Source organism: Streptomyces sp. NBC_01381 (assembly GCF_026340305.1).
Taxonomy (GTDB): domain Bacteria; phylum Actinomycetota; class Actinomycetes; order Streptomycetales; family Streptomycetaceae; genus Streptomyces.
On record NZ_JAPEPI010000001.1, the window covers coordinates 420,917 to 446,906 of the forward strand.

The 25,990-nt window shown below is 70.5% G+C and carries 21 protein-coding genes and 1 pseudogene; 9 read left to right on the forward strand and 13 right to left on the reverse strand.

What is annotated here, in order from left to right; all coding sequences use genetic code 11:
* Window positions 1-176: 176 nt before the first annotated feature.
* From OG453_RS02060 to bldG, 3 genes are all read right to left on the reverse strand, one after another.
* Window positions 177-2,585 carry a sodium-translocating pyrophosphatase gene (locus OG453_RS02060; RefSeq protein WP_266863892.1) on the reverse strand — a complete coding sequence of 803 codons (2,409 nt, stop codon included), beginning with the start codon at window positions 2,583-2,585 and terminating at the stop codon, window positions 177-179.
* Window positions 2,586-2,948: 363 nt separating this feature from the next.
* Window positions 2,949-3,377, reverse strand: a complete 429-nt coding sequence (locus tag OG453_RS02065) for an ATP-binding protein (protein ID WP_266863894.1) — start codon at window positions 3,375-3,377, stop codon at window positions 2,949-2,951.
* 114 nt (window positions 3,378-3,491) lie between these two features.
* Window positions 3,492-3,833 carry an anti-sigma factor antagonist BldG gene (gene bldG, locus OG453_RS02070; protein ID WP_003975386.1) on the reverse strand — a complete coding sequence of 114 codons (342 nt, stop codon included), beginning with the start codon at window positions 3,831-3,833 and terminating at the stop codon, window positions 3,492-3,494.
* Between the two features lie 80 nt (window positions 3,834-3,913).
* Here bldG and OG453_RS02075 point away from each other — a divergent pair, with 80 nt between their 5' ends.
* Window positions 3,914-6,367 carry a DEAD/DEAH box helicase gene (locus OG453_RS02075; RefSeq protein ID WP_266863896.1) on the forward strand — a complete coding sequence of 818 codons (2,454 nt, stop codon included), beginning with the start codon at window positions 3,914-3,916 and terminating at the stop codon, window positions 6,365-6,367.
* 129 nt (window positions 6,368-6,496) lie between these two features.
* Here OG453_RS02075 and OG453_RS02080 read toward each other — a convergent pair.
* The 7 genes and pseudogenes from OG453_RS02080 to ssd form a co-directional block, all read right to left on the reverse strand.
* Window positions 6,497-6,781: pseudogene (locus OG453_RS02080) on the reverse strand (Rv3654c family TadE-like protein); the annotation flags it as partial.
* Between the two features lie 125 nt (window positions 6,782-6,906).
* A complete protein-coding gene (locus tag OG453_RS02085; protein WP_266863898.1) occupies window positions 6,907-7,335 on the reverse strand; it encodes a TadE family type IV pilus minor pilin in 429 nt (142 codons plus the stop codon).
* A complete protein-coding gene (locus OG453_RS02090) occupies window positions 7,322-7,537 on the reverse strand; it encodes a DUF4244 domain-containing protein (protein ID WP_266863900.1) in 216 nt (71 codons plus the stop codon). The genes OG453_RS02085 and OG453_RS02090 overlap by 14 nt, the downstream gene beginning before the upstream one ends.
* Before the next feature lie 36 nt (window positions 7,538-7,573).
* Window positions 7,574-8,347 carry a type II secretion system F family protein gene (locus OG453_RS02095; protein WP_266863902.1) on the reverse strand — a complete coding sequence of 258 codons (774 nt, stop codon included), beginning with the start codon at window positions 8,345-8,347 and terminating at the stop codon, window positions 7,574-7,576.
* Window positions 8,344-9,159: a type II secretion system F family protein gene (locus OG453_RS02100; protein WP_266869677.1), complete on the reverse strand. Its 816-nt coding sequence runs from the start codon at window positions 9,157-9,159 to the stop codon at window positions 8,344-8,346. Before OG453_RS02100 ends, OG453_RS02095 begins: the two co-directional genes overlap by 4 nt.
* Before the next feature lie 62 nt (window positions 9,160-9,221).
* Window positions 9,222-10,382, reverse strand: coding sequence for a TadA family conjugal transfer-associated ATPase (locus OG453_RS02105; RefSeq protein ID WP_266863904.1), 1,161 nt, complete (start codon window positions 10,380-10,382; stop codon window positions 9,222-9,224).
* Entirely contained in the window at window positions 10,379-11,521 is a 1,143-nt protein-coding gene (gene ssd / locus OG453_RS02110; protein ID WP_266863906.1) for a septum site-determining protein Ssd, read from the reverse strand. Before ssd ends, OG453_RS02105 begins: the two co-directional genes overlap by 4 nt.
* 520 nt (window positions 11,522-12,041) lie before the next feature.
* Here ssd and OG453_RS02115 point away from each other — a divergent pair.
* Complete coding sequence (locus OG453_RS02115) at window positions 12,042-12,881, forward strand: HAD family phosphatase (protein ID WP_266863908.1); 840 nt, start codon at window positions 12,042-12,044, stop codon at window positions 12,879-12,881.
* Window positions 12,882-13,188: 307 nt separating this feature from the next.
* Here the strand turns inward: OG453_RS02115 and OG453_RS02120 are convergent, their stop codons facing one another.
* Window positions 13,189-14,004: a Fic family protein gene (locus OG453_RS02120; protein ID WP_266863910.1), complete on the reverse strand. Its 816-nt coding sequence runs from the start codon at window positions 14,002-14,004 to the stop codon at window positions 13,189-13,191.
* 101 nt (window positions 14,005-14,105) lie between these two features.
* Here OG453_RS02120 and OG453_RS02125 point away from each other — a divergent pair, with 101 nt between their 5' ends.
* Complete coding sequence (locus OG453_RS02125) at window positions 14,106-15,086, forward strand: ATP-binding protein (RefSeq protein ID WP_266863912.1); 981 nt, start codon at window positions 14,106-14,108, stop codon at window positions 15,084-15,086.
* Between the two features lie 41 nt (window positions 15,087-15,127).
* On the opposite strand, the gene OG453_RS02130 is transcribed toward OG453_RS02125, so the two are convergent.
* Complete coding sequence (locus OG453_RS02130; RefSeq protein WP_266863914.1) at window positions 15,128-16,408, reverse strand: hypothetical protein; 1,281 nt, start codon at window positions 16,406-16,408, stop codon at window positions 15,128-15,130.
* A gap of 399 nt (window positions 16,409-16,807) precedes the next feature.
* On the opposite strand from OG453_RS02130, the gene OG453_RS02135 reads away from it, so the two are divergent.
* The 6 genes from OG453_RS02135 (at window position 16,808) to OG453_RS02160 (ending at window position 24,712) form a co-directional block, all read left to right on the forward strand.
* Window positions 16,808-19,156, forward strand: coding sequence for a bifunctional SulP family inorganic anion transporter/carbonic anhydrase (locus OG453_RS02135; protein WP_266863916.1), 2,349 nt, complete (start codon window positions 16,808-16,810; stop codon window positions 19,154-19,156).
* 49 nt (window positions 19,157-19,205) lie between these two features.
* On the forward strand, window positions 19,206-21,209 hold the full coding sequence (acs, locus tag OG453_RS02140) for an acetate--CoA ligase (RefSeq protein ID WP_266863918.1): 2,004 nt from the start codon (window positions 19,206-19,208) through the stop codon (window positions 21,207-21,209).
* Window positions 21,210-21,432: 223 nt separating this feature from the next.
* Entirely contained in the window at window positions 21,433-22,830 is a 1,398-nt protein-coding gene (gene nhaA / locus OG453_RS02145; RefSeq protein ID WP_266863920.1) for a Na+/H+ antiporter NhaA, read from the forward strand.
* Between the two features lie 120 nt (window positions 22,831-22,950).
* Complete coding sequence (locus OG453_RS02150) at window positions 22,951-23,448, forward strand: phage holin family protein (RefSeq protein WP_266863922.1); 498 nt, start codon at window positions 22,951-22,953, stop codon at window positions 23,446-23,448.
* A complete protein-coding gene (locus tag OG453_RS02155; protein WP_266863924.1) occupies window positions 23,445-24,383 on the forward strand; it encodes an alpha/beta fold hydrolase in 939 nt (312 codons plus the stop codon). The genes OG453_RS02150 and OG453_RS02155 overlap by 4 nt, the downstream gene beginning before the upstream one ends.
* Window positions 24,384-24,523: 140 nt before the next feature.
* Complete coding sequence (locus OG453_RS02160) at window positions 24,524-24,712, forward strand: hypothetical protein (protein WP_135333949.1); 189 nt, start codon at window positions 24,524-24,526, stop codon at window positions 24,710-24,712.
* 26 nt (window positions 24,713-24,738) lie between these two features.
* Here the strand turns inward: OG453_RS02160 and OG453_RS02165 are convergent, their stop codons facing one another.
* A complete protein-coding gene (locus OG453_RS02165; RefSeq protein WP_266863929.1) occupies window positions 24,739-25,941 on the reverse strand; it encodes a MarP family serine protease in 1,203 nt (400 codons plus the stop codon).
* Between the last annotated feature and the right edge of the window lie 49 nt (window positions 25,942-25,990).

A 25,990-nucleotide genomic window follows, 5' to 3' on the forward strand; every position in this document is an offset into this window, starting at 1 on the left:
CCGGAACTTACACGCCAACTGGGCTACAACCGCATGCCAGAGGTCCGTTACGCCCGCTATTAAAGCCATTTGCACCACACAAACAAGGCGAGAGAAGGCTCACCACACACACGACGGGCGGACGCCGCGTCAAAACGCGCCGTCCGCCCGCGTGTTGGGCAGAGTCTGATCCGGTGTTACGAAACCACGGCGGGGTCGGCCGAATTCGCCACCCGCTCCTCGCCTCCGTTCTCCTCGTCGCCCACGGCGATGCCGCGGCGCTTGGAGATGTACACCGCGCCGATGATGACCAGGATGGCGGCCACCGCGATCAGCGCCCGCAACCCGGCGCTGGCGTCGTCCCCGTAACTGAACTGGACGACCGCGGGCGCAATCAGCAGCGCCACCAGGTTCATCACCTTCAGCAAGGGGTTGATCGCCGGACCCGCGGTGTCCTTGAACGGGTCACCGATGGTGTCACCGATGACCGTCGCGGCATGGGCCTCGCTGCCCTTGCCGCCATGGTGACCGTCCTCGACGAGCTTCTTCGCGTTGTCCCACGCGCCACCGGAGTTGGCGAGGAAGACAGCCATCAGCGTGCCCGTGCCGATCGCGCCGGCCAGGAACGAGCCGAGTGCGCCGACGCCGAGCGAGAAGCCGACCGCGATCGGCGTGAGCACGGCGAGCAGGCCTGGCGTGGCCAGCTCGCGCAGCGCGTCCTTGGTGCAGATGTCGACGACGCGCCCGTACTCCGGTTCCTCGCTGTAGTCCATGATCCCGGGGTGCTCGCGGAACTGCCGCCGCACCTCGTAGACCACCGCTCCGGCCGACCGCGACACCGCGTTGATCGCAAGCCCCGAGAAGAGGAAGACGACCGCGGCGCCGAGGATCAGGCCCACCAGGTTGTTGGGCTGCGAGATGTCCATCACCAGGTTCATCGGAGCGCCGTCGCCGAGTTTCTCGCCGACGTCCTTGGCCGATTCCGCGATGGCGTCGCGGTACGACCCGAAGAGCGCCGCGGCCGCGAGTACGGCCGTGGCGATGGCGATGCCCTTGGTGATGGCCTTCGTGGTGTTGCCGACGGCGTCCAGGTCGGTGAGCACCTGCGCGCCCGCGCCCTCGACGTCGCCGGACATCTCGGCGATGCCCTGCGCGTTGTCGGAGACGGGCCCGAAGGTGTCCATGGCGACGATGACACCGACGGTGGTCAGCAGCCCGGTGCCCGCGAGGGCCACCGCGAAGAGGGCGAGCATGATCGACGTACCGCCGAGCAGGAACGCCCCGTACACACCGAGCCCGATCAACAGCGCGGTGTAGACGGCCGATTCGAGGCCGAGCGAGATGCCGGCCAGGACGACGGTGGCAGGACCGGTGAGCGAGGTCTTGCCGATGTCCTTCACCGGACGCCGGGTTGTCTCCGTGAAGTAGCCGGTGAGCTGCTGGATCAGCGCGGCCATGACGATGCCGATCGCGACGGCGACGACCGCGAGGACCCGCGGATCGCCGTCATGGCCCTTGATCGCCGCGTCCGTGACTCCGTCCAGATCCGCGTACGAGGACGGGAGATAGACGAAGACGGCCACCGCGACGAGCACCAGCGAGATGACCGCGGAGATGAAGAATCCGCGGTTGATGGCGGTCATGCCGCTCCGGTCGGAGCGCCGTGGCGCCACCGCGAAGATCCCGATCATCGCGGTCACGACACCGATCGCCGGGACGATCAGCGGGAAGGCGAGTCCGGAGTCACCGAACGCGACCTTCCCGAGGATCAGCGCGGCGACCAGGGTCACGGCGTACGACTCGAAGAGGTCGGCGGCCATGCCCGCACAGTCGCCGACGTTGTCGCCCACGTTGTCGGCGATGGTCGCGGCATTCCTCGGGTCGTCCTCCGGAATGCCCTGCTCGACCTTGCCGACCAGGTCGGCGCCGACGTCGGCGGCCTTGGTGAAGATGCCGCCGCCGACACGCATGAACATCGCGATCAGCGCCGCCCCGAGGCCGAAGCCTTCGAGGACCTTCGGCGCGTCGGCGGCGTAGACGAGCACCACACAGGAGGCGCCCAGAAGACCGAGCCCCACCGTGAACATGCCGACGACGCCGCCCGTGCGGAAAGCGATCTTCATGGCCTTGTGCGATACGGCGGTGAGATCCTTTTCGGGTTCACCTTCCGCTGGGGTGGCCTCTCGGGCGGCGGCCGCCACACGGACATTGCTGCGTACGGCGAGCCACATGCCGATATAGCCGGTGGTCGCCGAGAACGCCGCACCGATCAAGAAGAAGATCGATCGGCCGGCACGCTGATTCCAGTCGTCCGCGGGCAGCAGCATGAGCAGGAAGAACACCACGACGGCGAATACGCCGAGAGTGCGCAACTGCCGGCCCAGATAGGCATTGGCGCCCTCCTGGATCGCTTTCGCGATCTTCTTCATGCTGTCGGTGCCCTCGTCGGCCGCGAGCACCTGGCGTACGAGCACCCAGGCGACCACGAGAGCCGCGATCGCGACGGCCGCGATGACCATCACGATGAGGCGGTTGTCGTCGGTCAGTACTGCGGCTGCGAAGGTTGAGGGGTGGTCAAACTGATGAGGGGTAGAAAGCCCCGCCATTCGTCCTCCTTGACGCTGGGGCTGAGCTCAAGATGTGGACGGATTGTAGGGAGCGGAACCTGATCAAAACAGAGCGCCGCATACGGAATTGGCGCGAGATTGCTCCCCAGCAAATGATCGCGACCGCGGATTGCCCCCGAAAGCGGTAATGCCCCAAAACCGTTGACGGGGGTCGCAGGACCGATACGTCATTCGGCGCAAAGCTCGCGGCAAATGACCGAGGCAATCGCCCGGAGAAATGATCAAAGTATTGATCGGGGCGGTGATCAAGCATTGATCAAAAAGAAAGGCCCTGCTCGCCGGGTCGGGAGCAGGACCTTGAGGGACCGCGGCACCCCGCCGTGCGGGGCCGGCCGCGTGGCGTCAGGTCAGTGTCGCCGGAGTCGTGGGCCAGGTCATCCGAATGAGTCCGCCGGACTCGCCCGCGGTGACCTCCACGTCGTCCACGAGCCCGCTGATGACGGCGAGACCCATCTCGTCCTCGCCCTCGAGCTCGTCGGATTCGCCACCTGAGCCGGGCACCCGGTCACCGGGAGCCGAACGGGGGGCTTCGTCGCCCACCTCGATGGAGAACTGCTTCTCGTCCTCGATCAGCGCGACCCGCACCGGCGCGTCGACGCCGTTGCTCTGATGGAGACCGACGGCGCGTGTGCAGGCCTCGCCGACGGCGAGCCTGACCTCGTCGAGGACCGCCTCGTCCACCCCGGCCCTGCGCGCGACGGCCGCCGCCACGAGGCGGGCGGTCCTGACGTGCTCGGGCAGCGCGCTGAAGCGGAGCTCAACGGTGGCCATGCAATCCCCCTCGGACGTACGCGCGTGCGGTCAGAGGGCCGGGCCGAGGGCCCGGTCCCCTGCTTGTACTGCCACCCCGGGGCCGGCCGACGGCCGGCCCGGGACATCCGACACTCAGTCGGTGGCCGCGACCGCTTCCTCGACCGAGGTGTGAATGGGGAACACCTTGGTCAGGCCGGTGATGCGGAAGATCTTGAGAATGCGCTCCTGGTTGCAGACCAGGCGCAGCGAGCCCTCATGGGCACGCACCCGCTTCAGGCCGCCGACCAGCACGCCGAGTCCGGTGGAGTCGAGGAAGTCCACGCCCTCCATGTCGACGACCAGATGGAAACTGCCGTCGTTCACCAACTCGACCAACTGCTCGCGCAGCTTGGGCGCGGTATACACATCGATTTCGCCACCGACCTCGACGACCGTACGATCGCCGACGGTACGGGTCGACAGGGACAGGTCCACGGATCCTCCAGCACCTTGCTATCGAGCGGTCATCCCTTGGGACACCTCGGCAGAGCCCCCAGGACGGATCGCCAGCCGCGATGGCATTCAATCACTTACCGGCAGGCGTGCACGACGCCTTGGGACCATTGTCCATCCCGCCAGTGACAGACTCGGTGCCGATGGCCAACTTTTCCCCTCCCGGCGAACCCTCCACGGGCGCCCCGGAACGCACGTCTCCACGGACGGTCCTGGACCGGCTCACCGCGGGACCGAGCCGTGCTTCGCGCGTCACTCATACGGAGCACTTGCCCCCGCGCGAGGCCCGCTATGCCGTCTGGCCCGATCGCATCCGTCCCGAGGTCATCTCCGCCGTCCAGGCCGCGGGCATCGAGCACCCTTGGGCCCACCAGGCACAAGCCGCCGAGTACGCCCTGGACGGCGAGTCGGTCATCGTCGCCACCGGCACCGCGTCGGGAAAGTCACTGGCCTATCTCACCCCCGTCCTCTCGGCACTCCTCGACGGCTCCGAGGCGCCCAACGGCCGCGGCTCGACCGCCCTGTATCTCGCCCCCACCAAGGCCCTGGCCGCCGACCAGCGCCGCGCCGTCCGCGAGCTCGCGGCCCCCCTCGGCAACGCGATCCGCCCCGCGGTCTACGACGGCGACACCCCCGTCGAGGAACGCGAATGGGTACGTCAGTACGCCAACTACGTCCTGACCAACCCCGACATGCTGCACCGCGGGATACTTCCGTCCCACCCCCGCTGGTCCGCCTTCCTGCGCGCCCTGCGCTATGTCGTGATCGACGAGTGCCACACCTACCGCGGCGTCTTCGGCTCGCACGTCGCCCAGGTCCTGCGCCGCCTCCGCCGGCTGTGTGCCCGCTACGGCTCCGATCCCGTCTTCCTCCTGGCCTCCGCCACCTCGGCCGAGCCCGCCGTCGCCGCCGAGCGCCTCACCGGACTGCCCGTGAAGGAGGTCGCCGACGACGCCTCGCCCCGCGGCGATCTCGTCTTCGCCCTCTGGGAGCCCCCGCTCACCGAGCTGCACGGCGAGAAGGGCGCACCCGTCCGCCGCACCGCCACCGCCGAGACGGCCGACCTGCTGACCGACCTCACCATCCAGGGCGTCCGCTCGGTCGCCTTCGTACGCTCCCGGCGCGGCGCCGAACTGATCGCGGTCATCGCCCAGGAACGCCTCGCCGAGGTCGACCGCTCCCTCGCCCGCCGCGTCGCCGCCTACCGGGGTGGCTATCTCCCCGAGGAACGCCGGGCCCTGGAGCGTGCCCTGCACTCCGGCGAACTCCTCGGCCTCGCGGCCACCACCGCCCTCGAACTCGGAGTGGACGTATCGGGGTTGGACGCCGTCGTCATCGCCGGCTATCCCGGGACGCGCGCCTCGCTCTGGCAGCAGGCGGGGCGTGCCGGACGCTCCGGGCAGGGCGCGCTCGCCGTCCTCGTCGCCCGCGACGACCCGCTGGACACCTATCTCGTCCACCACCCCGAGGCTCTTTTCCAGCAGCCCGTGGAGTCCACCGTCCTCGACCCCGACAATCCGTACGTCCTCGCGCCCCACCTCTGCGCGGCGGCCGCGGAACTGCCCTTGACCGACGAGGACTTGGCCCTCTTCGGCCCCGCCGCCGAGGAGCTCCTCCCGCAACTGGAGGCCGCGAAGCTGCTGCGCCGCCGCACCAAGGCCTGGCACTGGACCCGCCGGGAGCGGGCCGCCGACCTCACCGACATCCGCGGCGGGGGCGGCAGCCCCGTCCAGATCGTCGAGGAGGGCACCGGCCGACTGCTCGGCACCGTCGACGCCTCCGCCGCGCACACCGCCGTGCACGAGGGTGCGGTCCACCTCCACCAGGGGCGTACGTATCTGGTGCGGCACCTCGATCTGGAGGACTCGGTGGCCCTGGTCGAGCAGGCCGAACCGCCGTACTCCACGACCGCCCGCGACACCACCGCCATCGCCATCCTGGAGACGGACGTCGAGATCCCCTGGGGCGAGGGCCGCCTCTGCTACGGCTCCGTCGAAGTCACCAACCAGGTTGTCTCCTTCCTGCGCCGCAAGCTGATCACCGGCGAGGTCCTCGGCGAGACCAAGCTGGACCTGCCGCCCCGCACCCTGCGCACCAAGGCCGTGTGGTGGACGGTCACCGAGGACCAGCTGGACGCCGCCCGGATCAATCCGGAGATCCTCGGCGGCGCCCTGCACGCCGCCGAGCACGCCTCCATCGGCATGCTGCCGCTCTTCGCGACGTGCGACCGCTGGGACATCGGCGGTGTCTCCGTGCCGCTGCACCCGGACACGCTCCTGCCGACCGTCTTCGTGTACGACGGCCATCCAGGCGGCGCGGGCTTTGCCGAGCGGGCCTTCCACACGGCCCGCGAGTGGCTGACGGCCACCCGGCAGGCCATCGCCTCCTGCGAGTGCGACGCCGGCTGCCCGTCCTGCATCCAGTCCCCCAAATGCGGCAACGGCAACGACCCCCTCCACAAGCGCGGCGCGGTCCGCCTCCTCTCGACCCTCCTCAGGGACGCGCCGGCTGCCTGACAGCTGGGGCGCGCGCGGCGGCGCAAGGTTCGCGCCCGGATCGGGCCCGGGCGCGTCGACTGTGGGTGACTCCGGATCGGGTGCCTCCGGGGCTACCCCCAGGGCAGGTGCCCGCGGCGTCGGCGCGACCGGCCCCGCCGGCCCCGCCCGCGATCTGACCTCCGTCACGAATGGCCCGAAGTACGCCGCCGCGGTGACGTCCGAGATCTCGCCGTGCACCGCGCACCGCACGATGCGCGTCCCCTGCGCCTCGGCCACCCGCCCGGCCCGCGCGCACGCCCCGGAGCGCCCCTCCATCCAGTGGTCCGCCGCCGCGAGCGCCGCCAAGTCGGCCGCGCCGCCCGCCCGATGACGCGCGACGATCACCTGCCCCATCGCCAGAACCGCGCCGCAGATCACACACAACACGGCCATCACGACGACGACCCAGACGGTGGCGGCGCCACGATCCGACGGGGTCGTGGCGGCACCCCGGTCCGAAGCGGCGGCCGCGGTGCCGGCCGACCGTCGGGAAGCGCCCGTGCCGACCTCGCCGCTCCTCACGTCCCCACCCCCACCGTCTCCTCCGCCAACGCCACCGCCTCCGAGCGCAGCCGCAACCCGAGCCCCAGCGCTTCCGGCCCCGGCGAGTTGGCCACGACCGCCACGCGGACCAGGTCGCCGTCCCGTCGCACCGCCACCGACGCACCGCGCGGCGCCGCCTGGCGTGCCGCCGCCACGGCCGCGCTCTCGGGGTCCTGCCGGGCCATCGCGCGAGCCCCGGCCCGCGCCGCGTCCACGCACTGGATCTGCGCGGAGGCGGTCAGCAGCGCCCAGACCAGCGCCATCGTGAACAGCACCAGCGTCGGCAGCACCACGGCAGCCTCAGCGGTCACGAACCCCGCGTCTCGGTCCCGATCCCGCACCCGAAGCGGGCGCCGCAACTTCCGCCCACCCGGAGCCCTCTCAGAACTCTCAGAACTGGACATCGAGGGCCTTCTCCACGACCGCCTGCAGCGCCGCCCTGACCTGCCCGCTCGTCACCACCTTGTAAAGCAGCCCGGCGAACCCCACCGCCGCGATCAACCCCATCGCGTACTCCGAAGTGACCATCCCCGAGTCCCCACGCACCGCACGCACCCCGCGTCGCAGCACCCGCGCACACACCTGTCCCCGCATCTCAACCCCCATGAAAATTCTGTCAGTTCGGTATGTTCCGCCTGCCACTCAGCCCCTCAGCAGGCCCTCCGCAAGGCCGATCACCACCGGCAGCACCCCCACCGCGATGAACGCGGGCAGGAAGCACAGCCCCACCGGCGCCGTCATCAGCACGCCCGCTCTGCGCGCCGCCGCCATCGCCGTACGCCCCCGTTCCGCCCGGCAGTCCGCGGCAAGGCGCGCCACCGGTTCCGCCGCCGGAGCCCCTGACTCACCCGCCCGTTCCAGCAGACCGGCCAGCGCCCCCGCGCCCGGTATCGCGGCCAACATCCGCCAGGCATCGGCTGGTTCGCCCCCGAGACGCACCTCCGCCGCCCCGCGTGCCAGACGCTCACCGACCGGCCCCTTCAGCGCCTCCCCCACGGCTTGCGCGGCCACCACGGGCCCCGCGCCCGCCGCGACACAGGCCGCCAACAGATCTGCCGCCAACGGCAGTTGCCGAGAGGCCTCCGCGGCGTCGAACTCCGGGACGGCATCACCCCGCCCGCGCCACCACCGCAACACCCCGTATCCCGCGCCCAACCCCAGCAGGGCCCCCGGAACCCCTCCGACCAGCACCCACCCGGCACTCACCGCACCGGCCGCCACGAGCCATCTCCGCAGCGCTTCCTGCCGCCAGGGCCAAGTCCGCGCCGGACCACTGGAGGAAGGCACCCCCAGCACCGCCCCCGTCCGGCACCGCACCGCCCGCTCCCGTCGCGCCGCCAGCACCGCCGACGCCAGCCACAGGACAGCCACTGCTCCCCACACGGTCACCCCCAGCCTGTGGACAACCACGTTCATCGCTCCTCCGCCCCTCGTACGATCCGCAGCGCCCACCACACGCCCGCGCCCTCCAGCGCCCCGCCCACCACCAGGCACCCGAGCCCCGCCCCCGTGTGCAGCAGCACCCGCAGTGGTGCCGCGCCGAGTGCGCTGCCCATGAGCAGCCCGAGCACCGGCAACCCGGCGAGCATCACCGCCGTGGACCGGGCTCCCGCCAACTGGGCTCGCAGATCGGCACGTTGGTCGCGCTCCGACCGCAGCGCGCCCTCCAGCCGTTCGAGCCCCGCCGCGAGCCCGGCGCCTCGGTCCACCGCCACCCGCCAGCACGCCGCGAGCCCCAGCAGCCCCTGCGCCCCCGGCTCCCGCGCCGCCGCCTCGAGCGCCCCCGGCACGTCACCGCCGAACCGCGCCGCCGCGAGCACCGCGGCCCGCGCCTCCCCCAGCCCGGCGCCGCCCCCGGCATCGACATCCGGACCACCGACCGCGACCTTCAACGCCTCGCCCGGCTGCCGTCCCGCCCGCACCTCGCCCGCGAGCGTTCCGCACAGCGCGATCACCTCGGCGGCCCGCCGCTCCCCCGCGATCCGCGCGTCCCGGGCCCGCCGCACCCGCCGTATCAGCGGCACTCCCCCGGCGCCCATGACCAGCGGCACCACGGACTCCCCCAGGAGCGCGGCCACCGCCCCGCCCGCCAGGCACCACCACTCGTGCCGCACCCGCCCGCTCGCCGCGGCCACCGCCCGCCACCACGCCGAACCGTCCGGCACCGCGGAACCGCAACCGAGCACCACCCTCGCCCGCCGCAGCGCCCGATCGCGCCCGGCCAACATCCAGGCCGCACCGCCCGCGCACAGCGCCGCCGCCCAGACCGGCACCGCCACTCCGACCGTGCTCACCTCGCACCCCCGAGGAGCCCGTCAAGCCGCTCCCAGCCGCGCTCCCGTACGAAGGAACGCTCGCCCCACCGCAGCGCCGGCACGGTCATCACGAAGCCCGACGGGTCCCGCTCCAGGACATGCACCTCGGCGATCCGCCGCCGCCCTGTCCGGTCCCGTACGAGATGGAGGACCACGGACAGCGCGGCCGCCAACTGGCTGTGCAGCGCCGCCCGGTCGAGCCCCGCCGCCGTCCCCAGTGCCTCAAGCCGCGCGGGCACATCCCCCGCCGCGTTGGCATGCACCGTGCCGCAACCGCCTTCATGGCCCGTGTTCAGCGCGGCCAGCAGATGGACCACTTCGGCGCCCCGCACCTCGCCCACGACGAGCCGGTCGGGCCGCATCCGCAGGGCCTGCCGCACCAAGTCGTCCAAGCCAACCTGTCCAGTGCCCTCCTGATTCGCGGGCCTGGCCTCCAGGCGCACCACATGCGGGTGGTCGGGGCGCAACTCCGCAGAGTCCTCAGCGAGCACGATCCGCTCCCCCGGCCCGACCAAGCCGAGCAGCGCGCTCAGCAGCGTCGTCTTGCCGGAGCCCGTCCCGCCACTGATCAGGTACGAGAGCCTCGCGTCGAGCAGCGCCCGCAGCACCCGGTCCCCGCCCGGCGGCACCGTGCCCGCCGCGACCAGTTCCGCGAGGGTGAAGGCCTTGGGACGTACGACGCGCAAGGAGAGACAGGTCGAGCCGACGGCGACCGGTGGCAGTACCGCGTGGAGGCGGGTGCCGTCCGGGAGCCGTGCGTCCACCCAGGGCCTCGCGTCGTCGAGTCGTCGCCCCGCCACGGCCGCGAGCCGCTGTGCGAGCCGCCGCACCGCCGCCGCGTCCTCGAAGGACACGGTGGTCAGCTCCAGGCCGCCGCCCCTGTCCACCCACACCCGGTCGGGAGCGGACACCAGCACATCGGTCACCGAGGCGTCCGCGAGCAAGGACTCCAGTGGCCCGGCGCCCACCAGCTCCGAGCGCAACTGTGCGGCCGCGCCGAGGACTTCAGCGTCGCCGAGCACCCTGCCCTGGGCCCGGAGCGCCTCGGCGACCCGGGCCGGGGTCGGCTCGGTGCCGCTCTCGGCGAGCCACTGGCGCACTCCGTCCAGCATCCTGGCCCCGACGACGGCGCTCATGAGCCGCCTCCGGTGGCGTCGACGGGGACCCGCTCCCAGAAGGCCGTACAGAAGCGCGCGAGCGGCCCCCGTGCGACGCCTCCTGGTGGCATGCCCCCGGCCTGCGCCGCCAACAGTCCGGCCTCTCTGGGAAGTTCACCCACCAGTGGCAGACCGATCAGCCTGGCGACCTCTTCCGCGTCGAAGCAGCCGAGGCCGCCGAAGCCGCCCGCACCCGCCGGACCACCGGCGCCACCGCCGACCACCACTCTCAGGTCCCGCAGCACCATCCCCACCGCCGACGCGACCCGTCGCGCCCCTGCCACCGCGCGCAGCTCCGCCGGGACCACCAGGAGCCCCAGGTCCACCTGGGCCAGTGCCTCGGCCACTCCTTCGTCCACCCGGCGCGGCAGGTCCACGACCACCACCCCGCCCCGCCGGCGGGCCGCCGCGATCACCGCCCTCATGGCATCCGGCGGAATGACCACCGCATCGCCCCGGTCCCAGCTGAGGACGCGCAGCGAGTGCAGCTCGGGCAGCGACTCTTCGAGGGCGCCACCGCCGACGCGTCCCCTGGACTGGGCGAAGGCGGGCCAGCGCAGCCCGTCGGCCGATTCGCCGCCCAGGAGCACGTCGAGCCCGCCGCCGAGCGGGTCGGCGTCGACGAGCATCGTGCGCCGCCCCGCGCGGGCCGCCGTGACCGCCAGCGCACAGGCCAGTGTCGACGCGCCGGCGCCACCGCTCCCGCCGATCACCCCCACGGTGAGCGCGGGCCGCCCCACGCCCTCGGCCACGTCGGCGATGCGGTCCACCAGCCAGCGCTCGCCGTCGGGCAGGACGAGGACATGGTCGGCGCCGATCTCCACCGCGCGCTGCCAGACCCCGGAATCGTCCTGATCCCTGCCGACCAGCACGACCCCGCGCCTGCGCGCGGCCCCCCGCACCCGGTCCACCGCGTCGTCCCCGACCAGCACGAGCGGGGCGGCGTCCCAGCCGCCTCTGCGCTCCGGCACCCCGTGCTGCACCTCGGGTCGCGCGCCCGCCGCGGCGCACAGCCGCAGCAGGTCGTCCAGCAGGTCCACATCTTCCGTGACGATCAGCGGTCCGCTCTGCCGTCCGTCGGACTGCGGCGGCCTGTCGTCCGTAATCACTCCAGCCACGATCTCCTGCCCCCTCTCACTCCAAGCCCCGTGAATGCCGCGTTCCACATCGGCGAAGAACCGGCCAAAGCAATCCGGCCATGAACTTCGCGTGCAGAACGAGCGGAATCAGCGTGCAGCGATCCCGGAAATCGTGTGGATCTTGGTCAATTACTGTGGACAAGACGTGGGCTGTGAATATCCCCTTCACCCATACCGGTGACATCCCGAAGACTTCCACAGAGCAGCCTGACGGCTACGCACAGTGACGGATCTTGGGCAAGCGAAAGGGCCGCCGAATCGGCGGCCCAGACGCGTCACGTGATCGGATCGGAGTCGTACGAAGCCCGTAAAACCCATCCGGACATGCGACGACCCCCGCCGGGGGGGAGAGCGGGGGTCGTCCCCACGGTCCGACTCGGGGGGGGAGGAGCCAGACCGGGTTAGCACGGTCGCGAACGATCCGTGACTTCCATGGTGTACCCGAGAGCCTTCTCAGGCAAACCCACGCGCCTCACCTTACGCCGAATGGTGGGCGCCTATGCTCGGGCTCGTGGAAAACCACTCCTTGCCTCGCACAGCCGCCTTCTTTGACCTGGACAAGACGGTCATTGCGAAGTCGAGCACTCTCACCTTCAGCAAGTCGTTCTACCAAGGCGGCCTGATCAACCGCAGGGCGGTACTCCGGACCGCCTATGCGCAGTTCGTCTTCCTCGCCGGCGGCGCCGATCACGACCAGATGGAGCGGATGCGCGAGTACCTGTCCGCGCTCTGCCGCGGATGGAACGTGCAGCAGGTCAAGGAGATCGTCGCCGAGACACTGCACGACCTGATCGACCCGATCATCTACGACGAGGCCGCGTCCCTCATCGAGGAGCACCACACCGCGGGCCGCGACGTCGTCATCGTCTCCACATCGGGCGCCGAGGTCGTCGAGCCGATCGGGGAACTCCTGGGCGCGGACCGGGTGGTCGCCACCCGAATGGTCGTGGGCGACGACGGATGCTTCACGGGCGAGGTGGAGTACTACGCCTACGGCCCCACCAAGGCGGCCGCCATCAAGGAGCTCGCGGTCTCCGAGGGGTACGACCTCGACCGCTGCCACGCCTACAGCGACTCGGTGACCGACATCCCGATGCTGGAGTCCGTCGGGCATCCGCACGCGGTCAATCCCGATCGTGCGCTGCGCCGCGAGGCCGTCTCGCGCGGGTGGCCGATTCTCGACTTCCACCGTCCGGTGCGGCTCAAGGAGCGGCGGCAGAAGCCGTCCCGTCCGGCGCTCGTGGCGGTGGCCGCGGTGGGCGCGGCGGCTGCCACCGCGGGTCTCGTCTGGTTCGCCAGCAGGCGCCGGACACCCCGCGCCCGATTCACCCTTATTTGAACCTAAAAGTAAAGAAGTAGGGCCAGGACTTCCGCTTACCCCAGGACAGGAGTACAAAGGAGTCAACGGCCCGCGAGACCAAGGACATCCGAGAGGATTACCTTTAAACGCAACCACGGCCCCACGGACCGAAGCATGAACATCGAGCACCCACGCGACGTCGACCCGTCGATTACGGGCCAGCCGCACCAGGTGACGGGCAATGTTCCCGACCTGATGGGCAACCTTCGAGGACGCTTGGTAACACGGTGAACATGCCAGCGGCGGTACGAGAACTCGTACCGCCGCAACCCTGTTCGGGGTCCTTTTACGCCGCACCGCGCTGCAGCGCCTCGCAGACCGCCGTCGACTCCCTGACTCCCAGCACGACCGCACGCCCACAGTGGGCGATCCAGGCGGCCATCCCCTCCGGGGTACCGGACGCATAGCCGTCGAGCGCCGCCACGTACGCCGCCCGGCCCTGTTCCGCGTGCCCCGCCTCGGCCGGGCAGATGGACTTCGGGTCCAGGCCGCTGCCCACCAGGACGATGCGCTCGGCCGCGCGCGCGACCAGGCCGTTGTGCGAGCCGAAGGGCCGCAGGCTGAGCAGCTCCCCGTGCACCACGGCCGCCGTCACGAGGGCTGGTGCGGAACTTCCCGCGATGATCAGCTGCGAGAGCCCTTCCAGGCGCCCCGCCACTTCCTCGGCGTCCGGCACGTTCAGTTCGACCAGGGGCTCGTCGACCGGCTCGCCCGCGAGGCGCGGCCGCCCCGCCGACTCATCGGCCTCCGCCGCCGCGACCAGGTGCAGCCGGGCCAGGACCCGCAGCGGCGACTGCCGCCAGATGGACAGGAGTTGGCCCGCCTCCGCGGTCAGCCGCAGGGCCGCGCCGACCGTGCGCGCCTCGTCGTCGCCGCTGAAGTCGCTGCGCCGGCGGACCTCTTCGAGCGCCCACTCGGCGCCGGAGAGCGCCGCGGAGCCGCGCGCGCCGCGCAGGGCCGCCTCGGACGTGACCTCGTTGCTGCGGCGCCGCATGATCCGGTGGCCGTAGACCCGGTCCACGGCCTTGCGCACGGAGTCCACGGAGTCGCTCACTCCCGGCAGCGCGCCCAGAGCGGCGAGCGGATCAGCTGTCGTACTCATGAGTACGACCCTACGCACACCCGGCGCCCGCCCCACGAAGGAGTGGTCTTCTTCACGCCGAATGGATACGTCAGGTGATCATCAGGCTACCCTTGGTGAACATGAAGATCGCTTTCGTAGGGAAGGGCGGCAGCGGCAAGACCACGCTGTCCTCGCTCTTCGTCCGCCACCTCGCCGCCACCGGAGCACCGGTCCTCGCGGTGGACGCCGACATCAACCAGCACCTGGGCCCCGCGCTCGGCCTCGACGACACCGTCGCCGCCGAACTGCCCGCCATGGGGGCGCGCCTTCCGCTCATCAAGGACTATCTGCGCGGCTCCAACCCTCGGATCGCCTCCGCCGAGACAATGATCAAGACCACGCCTCCCGGCGAGGGCTCGCGGCTGCTTCGGGTGCGCGAGGACAACCCGGTGTACGACGCGTGCGCGCGGACGGTGGAACTCGACGACGCCGCCGTGCGTTTGATGGTCACAGGGCCGTTCACCGAAGCCGACCTCGGTGTCGCCTGCTACCACTCCAAGACGGGGGCGGTGGAGCTGTGTCTGAACCACCTGGTCGACGGGCGCGACGAGTACGCGGTCGTCGACATGACCGCCGGTTCGGACTCCTTCGCCTCCGGCATGTTCACCCGCTTCGACATGACGTTCCTGGTGGCCGAGCCGACCCGGAAGGGCGTCTCGGTCTATCGCCAGTACAAGGAATACGCACGGGACTTCGGGGTCGCACTCCGGGTCGTCGGCAACAAGGTGCAGAGCCAGGACGACATCGACTTCCTGCGTGAGCAGGTGGGCGACGACCTCCTGGTGACGGTCGGGCACTCGGACTGGGTCCGTGCCATGGAGAAGGGCAGGCCGCCCCGGTTCGAGCGCCTGGAGGCGACCAACCGCCTTGCCCTGCAAGCACTTCAGTCCGCCGCCGACGCCTCGTACGAGCGCCGGGACTGGGAGCGCTACACGCGCCAGATGGTGCACTTCCACCTGAAGAACGCACAGAGCTGGGGCAACGAACGAACGGGCGCCGACCTGGCGGGCCAGGTCGACCCCGACTTCGTGCTGCGCGAGCGGCTGGCCGCTACGGCCTGAGCACCCCGGCGGGCGTCACGGCTTGAACTGACCTGTGGGCGCTACGGCTTGACCGCCGGGGCGCCCGGTACACCCTTCGGGGCCGGGGCGGGCTGGGCCGAGAGGTAGGACGCCCAGCCGCCCTTCGGGGCCGTGGCGACCGGCAGCTTGGTGAGGCGCTCCAGGGTCTGCGGATCCTGGGCGTCGAGCCAGTCGGCGAGCTGCCGGAAGGAGACACAGCGCACTTCGGGCTTGGTGCAGACCGACTCGATCGTCTCCTCGACGGCGCGCATGTACGTGCCGCCGTTCCAGGACTCGAAGTGGTTGCCGATGATCAGCGGGGCGCGGTTGCCCTTGTAGGCGCGGTCGAAGCCCTGGAGCAGGCCGTCGCGCATCTGGTCGCCCCAGTACTCGTGCTTGTCCGGGGCGCCCTGGGACGTCGTACCCGACTGGTTCACCATGAAGTTGTAGTCCATGGTGAGCGTCTCGAACTTGCGTCCTGGGACCGGGACCAGCTGCATCGACAGGTCCCAGAGGCCTTCCTTCTTCTTGGGCCAGAGCTGGTTGTTGACGCCGCTGGTGTCATAGCGGAAGCCGAGCTCGCGGGCCGCCCGCATGAAGTTCTTCTGGCCTTCGAGGCAGGGCGTGCGGGCGCCGATCAGTTCCTTGTCGTAGTCGAAGGGCAGCGGCTGAGCGCCCTTCATGCCCGTGTTGGTCTTCCAGGCCTTGACGAAGGCCTTGGCCTGGCCGATCTCGGACTTCCAGTCGGCGACCGACCACTGGCCCACGCCGCCGCTCGTACCGCAGAAGTGGCCGTTGAAGTGCGTGCCGACCTCGTTGCCCTCGAGCCAGGCGCCGCGGAGCTGCTCCACGGTGTCCTTGATTCCCTTGCGGTCGTTGAAGCCGATGTCCGAGCTGCCGGGCAGGTGCTGCGGCGGCTTGTAGAGCTTGCGCTTCTCCTCGGGGAGCACGTACACGCCGCTGAGGAAGTACGTCATCGTCGCGTTGTTCCGCTTGGCGACCTTGCGGAAGTGCGAGAAGAGCTCCTGGCTGTCCTCGCCCGCGCCGTCCCAGGAGAAGACCACGAACTGGGGTGGCTTCTGGCCCGGCTTGAGGCGTGCGGGTCTCGGCAGGTGCGGCTGCTGACCGGTGAAGGCGGTGGAGCCGTCGCCGATCATGCGGACCGCACTCTTGGGCGCCGGGGCGGGAGCCGCCTTTCCGGGGCCGGGTGCGCCCTTCTCGGCGCCGGCGTCGCCGCCCGCGCAACCGGCCAGTGCCGCGACGCATGCCACGAGGGCGGTGATGCCCGCGGCGATCCGCTGGATCCTCTGGGTGGCGGCCATCTTCCGCCCACCTTCTTCCTTCACATCGGCTTCGAGTCAGGGCAGGGGTCTGCGGAGAGCACCGCAGGGGTCGCTGCGGGATCACCACAAGGGGCATCACAGGCATTAAGTCGTAATTCCTATGAAATGCCCGGCGACATCGCCAACGTCGCACGAGGGCACGGGAGGCGGGTTCCGACAAGCCGACGAATAGCTTTATTCACTCGCCAGAGTGATTCAATGCCCCATTTGACCCATTTATCCAACCAGGGCCTTTACTCTCCATTACGATTCGTTTACCGAGAGTTGAGATATCCCGCCGCTGCAACGCCGTGACCCACGGCCGCGACCCCGCCCTCCGGAGACCGCCGGAGGACCCCTTGTCCCGCGACCGCGCCGCCCCGGAGGAGACGGGAAGCCATGACCGCTTTTGTCCCCGCCCACGCCACCGACTCGACTCACGCCTCACACGACCACGAGCCCCACGGCCCGCCGTCCGGCAAGAACAGCCGGTTCCGCAGGTTCCGCATCTCCGGCGCCGACCTCTCCGCGTCGATCGCCGTCTTCCTGATCGCCCTGCCGCTCTCCCTCGGCATCGCGCTCGCCACCGGAGCACCGCTCCAGGCAGGGCTCGTCGCCGCCGCCGTCGGCGGACTCGTCGCCGGACGGCTCGGCGGATCACCGCTCCAGGTGAGCGGCCCCGCCGCCGGCCTCACGGTCGTCACCGCCGACCTCATCCAGCGCTACGGATGGCGCACCACCTGCGCCATCACCGTCCTCGCCGGATGCGCCCAACTCGGCCTCGGCTGCCTGCGCGTGGCCCGCTCCGCGCTCGCCGTCAGCCCCGCCATCGTGCACGGCATGCTCGCCGGCATCGGTGTCGCCATCGCCGTCGCCCAGCTGCACATCGTGCTCGGCGGCACCCCGCAGAGCTCCGTGCCGGACAACCTCCGCGCGCTGCCCGCCCAGTTGGCCGATCTGCACCTGGCCGACCTGTCGATCAGCCTTCTGACACTGGCGATCCTGCTCGCCTGGCCACGGATTCCGGGACGCCCGGGGAGAGTCCTGCGCGTCGTGCCGGCCCCGCTCGTCGCCGTCGCGGGGGCGACCGTCTGCGCCTGTGTCGCCGGACTCAGCCTCGCCAAGGTCGACCTGCCGTCGTGGCGCAGTCACGCGCTGGCCGGGCTCCCGGAAGGCCCCGTGCTCGGGATCGTCGCCGCCGTGCTCACCGTCACGCTGGTGTGCGGGGTGCAGTCGCTGCTCGGCGCGGTCGCCGTGGACAAGCTCACCTCCCGGCGGGCCGCGGGGCAGTCCCGCGTCGGCCGCTCCGATCTCGACCGGGAGCTGCTCGGGCAGGGCGCCGCCAATGTCGTCTCCGGCGCGCTCGGCGGGCTGCCGGTCGCCGGGGTCGCGGTGCGCAGCGTGGCCAATGTGCGGGCGGGCGCCGTCAGCAGGAACTCCACAATGCTGCACGGCGTTTGGGTAGTAGTAGCCGCCCTGCTGCTCGTCCCCGCCCTGGAGCTGATCCCGCTCGCCGCGCTCGCCGCCCTGGTGATGGCCGTCGGCATCCAAATGGTGAGCCTGAACCACATCCGCACCATCACCCGCCACCGCGAGATCCTCGTCTACGCGATCACAACACTCGGCGTGGTCTTCCTGGGCGTGCTCGAAGGCGTGGCCCTCGGCGTCGCCGTCGCCGTGACCGTCGCGCTGCACCGCCTCGCCCGGACCCGGATCACACACGCCGAGGAGGACGACGTCCACCACGTCCGCGTGCGCGGACAGTTGACGTTCCTCGCGGTGCCGAGGCTCAGCAGGGCGCTGCATCTCGTACCCCAAGGAGCGGCCACGATCGTCGAGTTGGACGGCTCTTTCATGGACCATGCCGCGTACGAGGCGCTGCAGTGTTGGCAGGAAGCGCACACCGCGCAGGGCGGCAGAGTCGAGGTGACCGGGCGCGCGGGGACGCGGATCGCCGAGCCCGCGAGCACGTCGCACTCCTGCTGCCGCCCCTGGACGGCTTGGCGCAACCACCACTGCGACCGCCCCGAGGAGACACCGGGCGACGGGCGGCCCCCCGGGCATCAACTGGCCCGCGGCATCAGCGCGTTCCAGCGGAACACGGCCCCGCATGTGCGGGGCGAGCTGGCCCGCCTCGCACGTGAGGGGCAGCGCCCCTCACAGCTCTTCCTGACCTGTGCCGACTCCCGGCTCGTCACGTCGATGATCACGTCGAGCGGCCCCGGCGACCTCTTCGTCGTACGCAATGTCGGCAATCTGGTGCCGCTGCCGGGTGCCGAGAGCAGGGACGACTCGGTGGCCGCGGCGATCGAGTACGCCGTGGACGTGCTGAAGGTGCGGTCCATCACCGTGTGCGGGCACTCCGGGTGCGGGGCGATGCAGGCCCTGCTCAACACGCCGCCCGGCGGCGCCCAGACGCCCCTGCGGCGGTGGCTGAAGCACGGGATGCCGAGCCTTGAGCGCATGGCGGCGCACGACGCCGACAAGACCTGGGCCCGGCTTGCGGGGCGGGCGCCCGCGGACACGGTCGAGCAGCTCTGTCTGACCAATGTGGTGCAGCAGTTGGAGCATCTGCGCGGCCATGAGGCGGTGGCCCGGCGGATGGCCGAGGGCGCGCTCGAACTGCACGGGATGTACTTCCACGTAGGTGAGGCGCAGGCCTATCTGCTGACCGAGGGTCAGGACGAGGTCTTCGACCAGGTGACACCGGCCCAGGAGGACGAGCCATCTGCCCGAGTACAGGTCTAAACCAATTTTCGGCAGGCTCTTGTCACCAGGGGTATACGTCTGATGAGCTGTGGCTTGGGACACAACGGACACCCTGGGAATGGGAGATGTCGTGAGCAACGAAAGCCTGGCCAACCTTCTTAAAGAAGAGCGAAGGTTCGCGCCGCCGGCCGACCTGGCGGCCAACGCCAACGTCACCGCGGAGGCGTATGAACAGGCCAAGGCTGACAGGCTCGGCTTCTGGGCCGAGCAGGCCCGCCGGCTGACCTGGGCCACCGAACCGACCGAGACGCTGGACTGGTCGAACCCGCCATTCGCGAAGTGGTTCGCCGACGGCAAGCTCAACGTCGCGTACAACTGCGTGGACCGTCATGTGGAGGCCGGCAACGGCGACCGCGTGGCGATCCACTTCGAGGGTGAGCCCGGCGACAGCCGGGCCATCACCTACGCCGAGCTGAAGGACGAGGTCGGCCGCGCCGCGAACGCGCTGACCGAGCTGGGTGTCCGGCAGGGCGACCGGGTCGCCGTCTATCTGCCGATGATCCCCGAGGCCGTCGTGGCGATGCTGGCCTGCGCCCGCATCGGCGCCGCGCACTCCGTGGTCTTCGGCGGCTTCTCCGCCGACGCCATCGCCACGCGCGTGAAGGACGCCGACGCCAAGGTCGTCATCACCTCCGACGGCGGCTACCGCCGGGGCAAGGCCGCCGCGCTCAAGCCCGCCGTCGACGACGCCGTCTCGCGCGAGGGAAGCTCCGTCGAGCGCGTCCTCGTCGTACGCCGCACCGGTCAGGACGTGGCGTGGACCGAGGGCCGCGACGTGTGGTGGCACGAGCTCACCGAGCGGCAGTCCGCCGAGCACACCCCGGAGGCCTTCGACGCGGAGAACCCGCTCTTCATCCTCTACACGTCGGGTACGACGGGTAAGCCGAAGGGCATCCTGCACACGTCCGGCGGTTATCTCACGCAGGCCGCGTACACCCACCACGCCGTCTTCGACCTCAAGCCGGAGACCGACGTCTACTGGTGCACGGCCGACATCGGCTGGGTGACCGGCCACTCGTACATCACGTACGGGCCGCTGGCCAACGGCGCGACGCAAGTCATGTACGAGGGCACGCCCGACACCCCACACCAGGGGCGCTTCTGGGAGATCGTGCAGAAGTACGGGGTGACGATCCTCTACACGGCGCCGACGGCCATTCGTACGTTCATGAAGTGGGGCGACGACATCCCCGCGAAGTTCGACCTGTCCTCACTGCGCGTCCTCGGTTCGGTCGGTGAGCCGATCAACCCCGAGGCGTGGATCTGGTACCGGAAGAACATCGGCGCCGACACCTGCCCGATCGTGGACACCTGGTGGCAGACCGAGACCGGCGCGATGATGATCTCGCCGCTGCCGGGCGTCACCGAGACCAAGCCGGGCAGTGCCCAGCGCGCGCTGCCGGGCATCTCCGCCACCGTCGTCGACGACGAGGCCCAGGAAGTGCCGAACGGGGGCGGTGGATATCTCGTCCTGACCGAGCCGTGGCCCTCGATGCTGCGCACCATCTGGGGCGACGACCAGCGGTTCATCGACACCTACTGGTCGCGCTTCGAAGGCAAGTACTTCGCCGGAGACGGTGCCAAGAAGGACGACGACGGCGACATCTGGCTCCTCGGGCGGGTCGATGACGTGATGCTCGTTTCCGGGCACAACATCTCCACCACCGAGGTCGAGTCGGCGCTCGTCTCGCACCCCTCCGTCGCCGAGGCTGCGGTCGTCGGCGCGGCGGACGAGACGACGGGTCAGGCCATCGTGGCCTTCGTGATCCTGCGGGGTTCCGCCGACGCGGAGGCGGAGGGGCTCGTCGCGGATCTGCGCAACCACGTGGGCACGACGCTCGGCCCGATCGCCAAGCCGAAGCGGATCCTGCCGGTGGCGGAGCTGCCGAAGACGCGGTCCGGGAAGATCATGCGGCGGCTGCTCCGCGACGTCGCGGAGAACCGGGAGCTGGGTGACGTCACCACGCTGACCGACTCCTCGGTCATGGACCTGATCCAGACGAAGCTGCCGGCTGCGTCCAGCGAGGACTAGCGCTCCGGCCCTTTCGGGGCACTGGTCAGACGTACAGGAGAAGGGCATCCGGCACCGCGCCGGGTGCCCTTCTTGCGCTTAAAGTGACGATCACCGGATACGTCCGGACGCATGTTAGGTAAGCTAAGGATCGCGTCAACATCGCGACAAGAAACACCTAGGTGCGCCGGGAAGTCTGGTCGGCATGTGATTCGTCCTGCCTACCGACCGGAGGTCGACCCCCGTGGCCGCGCCCGCACCCAGCAACAACCGCAAGGTACTCGGACGGCTCTCGCTGCCCGAGCGGAACTTCGTCGCGAACGCGCTGCGTGCCGAGACCGTCGGCGGTGTCCTCCTCCTCGTCGCCGCCGTCACCGCGCTGATCTGGGCCAACACGGCCACGGGGTCGTACAAGTCGGTGAGCGGCTTCCACCTGGGTCCGGCCTCGCTCGGCCTCGATCTCTCCATCCAGCACTGGGCCGCCGACGGGCTGCTCGCCGTCTTCTTCTTCGTCGCCGGCATCGAACTCAAGCGCGAGCTGGTCGCCGGCGATCTGCGCGACCCCAAGGCCGCCGCCCTGCCCGTCGTCGCAGCGCTCTGCGGCATGGCCGTGCCCGCCCTCGTGTACGTCCTGACCAACACCGTCGGCGGCGGCTCGATGGACGGCTGGGCCGTGCCGACCGCCACCGACATCGCCTTCGCGCTCGCGGTCCTCGCGGTCATCGGCACGTCCCTGCCGTCCGCGCTGCGCGCCTTCCTGCTCACGCTCGCCGTCGTCGACGACCTCTTCGCGATCCTGATCATCGCGGTCTTCTTCACCAGCGACATCGACTTCGCGGCGCTCGGCGGCGCGGTCGTCGGCCTCGCGGTCTTCTGGGTGCTGCTGCGCAAGGGCGTGCGCGGCTGGTACATCTACGTTCCGCTGGCCCTGGTCATCTGGGGCCTGATGTACAACAGCGGCATCCACGCCACCATCGCCGGTGTCGCGATGGGCCTGATGCTGCGCTGCACCCGCCGCGACGACGAGGAGCACTCGCCCGGCGAGCACATCGAGCACCTGGTGCGCCCGCTCTCCGCGGGCCTCGCCGTGCCGCTGTTCGCGCTGTTCAGCGCCGGTGTCGCGGTGTCGGGCGGCGCGCTCGGAGACGTATTCACCAAACCGGAGACGCTCGGTGTGGTGCTCGGTCTCGTGGTCGGCAAGGCGGTCGGCATCTTCGGCGGCACCTGGCTCGCGGCGCGCTTCACCAGGGCCGAGCTCAACGACGAACTGGCCTGGCCCGACGTCTTCGCGGTCGCCTCGCTCGCCGGGATCGGCTTCACCGTCTCGCTCCTGATCGGCGAACTCGCCTTCACCGAGGACCCGCTGCTCACCGACGAGATCAAGGCCGCCGTCCTGATGGGCTCGCTCATCGCGGCCGTGCTCGCCGCGATCCTGCTCAAGGTCCGCAACGCCAAGTACCGCACGATGGTGGCCGAGGAGGAGCGCGACGACGACCTCGACGGCATCCCCGACATCTACGAGCAGGACAAGCCGGAGTACCACCTGCGGATGGCCGCGATCTACGAGAAGAAGGCGGCCGAACACCGCAGGCTTGCCGAAGTGTCGGGCGGGGCACGCGCCGATGACGAGGGTCCGGCATGATCTGAGCAGACTTATCTGCGCAGACTTAGCAGACTTGCTGCGCAGACCTAGCTGAGCAGTCGTATCTGAACAGACGTATCCGAGCAGGCTTATGCACGCTTACGGAAGAGGGAGTACGCGATGAGCGCACCCGACGGGCCCGTCGGCACCGAGCGCAGCCTCGGCCAGCTGGTCTCCACCGCGACCAGCGAGATGTCGGCGCTGGTGCACGACGAGATCGCACTGGCCAAGGCGCAGCTGCGGCAGGACGTCAAGCGCGGTGCGGTCGGCGGTGCCGCGTTCGCCGCGGCGGGCGCGGTGCTGATCTTCTCGCTGCCGATGCTGAGCTTCGCCCTCGCGTACGGCATCGAGACCTGGAGCGGCTGGAATCTGGCGATCTGCTTCGTGCTGTCCTTCGCGGCGAACGTGCTGGTCGCGGGGCTCCTCGCGCTCATCGGCGTCATCTTCGCGAAGAAGGCCAAGAAGGGCAGGGGCGCGCAGAAGGCGGCCGCTTCGGCCAAGGAGACGGCTGCCGTACTGGGGAACGTCAAGCCGCACCCCCGCGTGGTGAGCCCCGCGGGTGCCGCCGTCGACCGTGTCGGTGAGAAGGCCGCGGCTGTGGCACGCTCGTCTTCATGACGGACCCCGCCCCTCTTTCGGCCCAGCCGCCCTCGCTCGTACGCATCGAAGGCCCCTGGACCCACCGGGATGTCGCCGCCAACGGCGCGCGCTTCCACATCGCCGAGATGGGCGACGGGCCGCTGGTGCTGCTGCTGCACGGCTTCCCGCAGTTCTGGTGGACCTGGCGGCACCAGATGGTGGCGCTCGCCGACGCGGGGTTCCGTGCGGTCGCGATGGACCTGCGGGGCGTGGGCGGCAGCGACCGTACGCCGCGCGGCTACGACCCGGCGAACCTCGCGCTCGACATCACGGGCGTCGTCCGGTCCCTCGGTGAGCCGGACGCCGCGCTCGTCGGGCACGACCTGGGCGGATATCTGGCGTGGACGGCGGCCGTGATGCGGCCCAAGCTGGTGCGCCGCCTCGCCGTCTCCTCGATGCCGCATCCGCGGCGCTGGCGCTCGGCGATGCTGTCGGACCGCAAGCAGACCGCCGCCGGGTCGTACGTCTGGGGTTTCCAGCGGCCGTGGCTGCCGGAGCGTCAACTCGTCGCGGACGACGGGGCCCTGGTGGGGCGTCTGGTGCGGGACTGGTCGGGGCCGCAGCTGCCGGACGACGAGACGGTGGAGACGTACCAGCGGGCCATGACCATCCCCTCGACGGCGCACTGCTCGATCGAGCCGTACCGCTGGATGGTGCGCTCGATGGCCCGCCCCGACGGCATCCAGTTCAACCGCCGCATGAAGCGGCCGGTGCAGGTTCCCACGCTGCATCTGCACGGATCGCTCGACCCCGTGATGCGTACGAGGAGCGCGGCGGGCTCCGGCGAATACGTCGAAGCGCCGTACCGCTGGCGGCTTTTCGACGGGCTCGGGCACTTTCCTCACGAAGAGGACCCTGTTGCGTTCTCGACCGAGCTGGTGAACTGGCTGAAGGATCCCGAGCCGGATCGGTGAGGGTTTCGGGCCCCTGAATCGACCCCTGAATCGTCGGTGGGCGAACGCCTGTACTACGAACGGCCACTTGCCCCCCGCATAGGCCAATTGGGGCCCCTGGGCGCGGTTACCGACCTTGAGGCACGGGCACACGTCGGGGTATGGGCTGGACGCACGACTACAGTGACGCAGCACGCAACCGCCGCTCGGCCACAGCGCTGAACAGCCATGAGGGGGGCGGCCCGCACGATCCGGGCCACGAAGGCCCTGCTCAGGGCATCGGCATTCCACGCATCTTGCGCCGCAGGGCCCGCTGGGTCTCGGCGCGGCTGCGTCATACGCGCGACTGATCCGGGGCGGCGCCCCGGCACCCCGCCTACAGCGCGCAACCCTCGCTGTCGACCTCCTGGTTGGCGGTGCGGCCGGCCTCGATGTCCTCGCGGACCTCGTCGGCCGTGAGCGCGTAGCCGGTGTCCGGGTCGTCGAGGGACTTCGCGAACACCACGCCGTACACCTTGCCGTCCGGCGTGAGCAGCGGGCCGCCGGAGTTGCCCTGGCGGACGGTCGCGTAGAGCGAGTACACATCGCGGCGCACGGTGCCCCGGTGGTAGATGTCCGGGCCGTTGGCCGTGATGCGGCCGCGCACGCGCGCGGGGCGCACGTCGTACGGACCGTTCTCCGGGAAGCCCGCGACGATCGCGTTGTCACCGCTGACCGCGTCCTTCGACGTGAACTGCAGCGGGGGCGCCTGGAGGGTCGGCACGTCGAGTACGGCGATGTCGCGCTCCCAGTCGTAGAGCACGACCTTCGCGTCGTACGTCCGGCCGTCTCCGCCTATCTGCACGGTCGGCTCGTCCACGCCGCCCACCACATGCGCGTTCGTCATCACACGGCGGTCGGAGAAGACGAAGCCGGTGCCTTCGAGGACCTTGCCGCAGCCGCGGGCCTCGCCCTGCACCTTCACGATGGACTGCTTGGCCTTCGTCGCGACCGCGCTCTTGGCGAGCCTGGGGTCGGGGGGCCGGACCTCGGTGATGGGCTCGTTCGAGAACGGGCTGAAGACCTGCGGGAAGCCGTTGCGCGCGAGGACGGAGGAGAAGTCCGCGAACCAGGTGTCGGCCTGGTTGGGCAGAGCGCGCGAGACGCCGAGCAGGATCTTGGAGTTACGGACTTCCTTGCCGAGCGTCGGCAGCGTCGTACCCGCGAGGGCGGAGCCGATCAGCCAGGCGACGAGGAGCATCGCCACCACGTTGACCAGGGCGCCGCCCGTCGCGTCCAGGGCGCGGGCGGGCTGCCAGGTGATGTATCTGCGCAGCTTGTTGCCGAGGTGTGTGGTGAAGGCCTGGCCGATCGAGGCGCAGACGATCACGATGACGACGGCGACGACGGCGGCCGTCGTGCCCACCGCCTGCTTGTCGTCCGTGAAGGCGCCCCAGATGACGGGCAGCAGGTACACCGCGACGAGGCCGCCGCCCAGGAAACCGATCACCGACAGGATGCCGACGACGAATCCCTGGCGATAGCCGACCACCGCGAACCACACGGCGGCGACCACCAACAGGATGTCCAGCACGTTCACCGATTCAATCCTCGCCTCGCATCGCGGTCGCCACGTCCCCGCAACCTTG

What these genes read in the sequence shown, in the direction of transcription:
- OG453_RS02060 (WP_266863892.1), bottom strand. Translation starts at nt 2,585, where the DNA reads ATGGCGGGGCTTTCTACCCCTCATCAGTTTGACCACCCCTCAACCTTC.
- OG453_RS02065 (WP_266863894.1), bottom strand. Translation starts at nt 3,377, where the DNA reads ATGGCCACCGTTGAGCTCCGCTTCAGCGCGCTGCCCGAGCACGTCAGG.
- OG453_RS02075 (WP_266863896.1), top strand. Translation starts at nt 3,914, where the DNA reads ATGGCATTCAATCACTTACCGGCAGGCGTGCACGACGCCTTGGGACCA.
- OG453_RS02085 (WP_266863898.1), bottom strand. Translation starts at nt 7,335, where the DNA reads ATGTCCAGTTCTGAGAGTTCTGAGAGGGCTCCGGGTGGGCGGAAGTTG.
- OG453_RS02090 (WP_266863900.1), bottom strand. Translation starts at nt 7,537, where the DNA reads ATGGGGGTTGAGATGCGGGGACAGGTGTGTGCGCGGGTGCTGCGACGC.
- OG453_RS02095 (WP_266863902.1), bottom strand. Translation starts at nt 8,347, where the DNA reads ATGAACGTGGTTGTCCACAGGCTGGGGGTGACCGTGTGGGGAGCAGTG.
- OG453_RS02100 (WP_266869677.1), bottom strand. Translation starts at nt 9,159, where the DNA reads ATGTTGGCCGGGCGCGATCGGGCGCTGCGGCGGGCGAGGGTGGTGCTC.
- OG453_RS02105 (WP_266863904.1), bottom strand. Translation starts at nt 10,382, where the DNA reads ATGAGCGCCGTCGTCGGGGCCAGGATGCTGGACGGAGTGCGCCAGTGG.
- OG453_RS02115 (WP_266863908.1), top strand. Translation starts at nt 12,042, where the DNA reads ATGCTCGGGCTCGTGGAAAACCACTCCTTGCCTCGCACAGCCGCCTTC.
- OG453_RS02120 (WP_266863910.1), bottom strand. Translation starts at nt 14,004, where the DNA reads ATGAGTACGACAGCTGATCCGCTCGCCGCTCTGGGCGCGCTGCCGGGA.
- OG453_RS02125 (WP_266863912.1), top strand. Translation starts at nt 14,106, where the DNA reads ATGAAGATCGCTTTCGTAGGGAAGGGCGGCAGCGGCAAGACCACGCTG.
- OG453_RS02130 (WP_266863914.1), bottom strand. Translation starts at nt 16,408, where the DNA reads ATGGCCGCCACCCAGAGGATCCAGCGGATCGCCGCGGGCATCACCGCC.
- OG453_RS02135 (WP_266863916.1), top strand. Translation starts at nt 16,808, where the DNA reads ATGACCGCTTTTGTCCCCGCCCACGCCACCGACTCGACTCACGCCTCA.
- OG453_RS02150 (WP_266863922.1), top strand. Translation starts at nt 22,951, where the DNA reads ATGAGCGCACCCGACGGGCCCGTCGGCACCGAGCGCAGCCTCGGCCAG.
- OG453_RS02155 (WP_266863924.1), top strand. Translation starts at nt 23,445, where the DNA reads ATGACGGACCCCGCCCCTCTTTCGGCCCAGCCGCCCTCGCTCGTACGC.
- OG453_RS02160 (WP_135333949.1), top strand. Translation starts at nt 24,524, where the DNA reads ATGGGCTGGACGCACGACTACAGTGACGCAGCACGCAACCGCCGCTCG.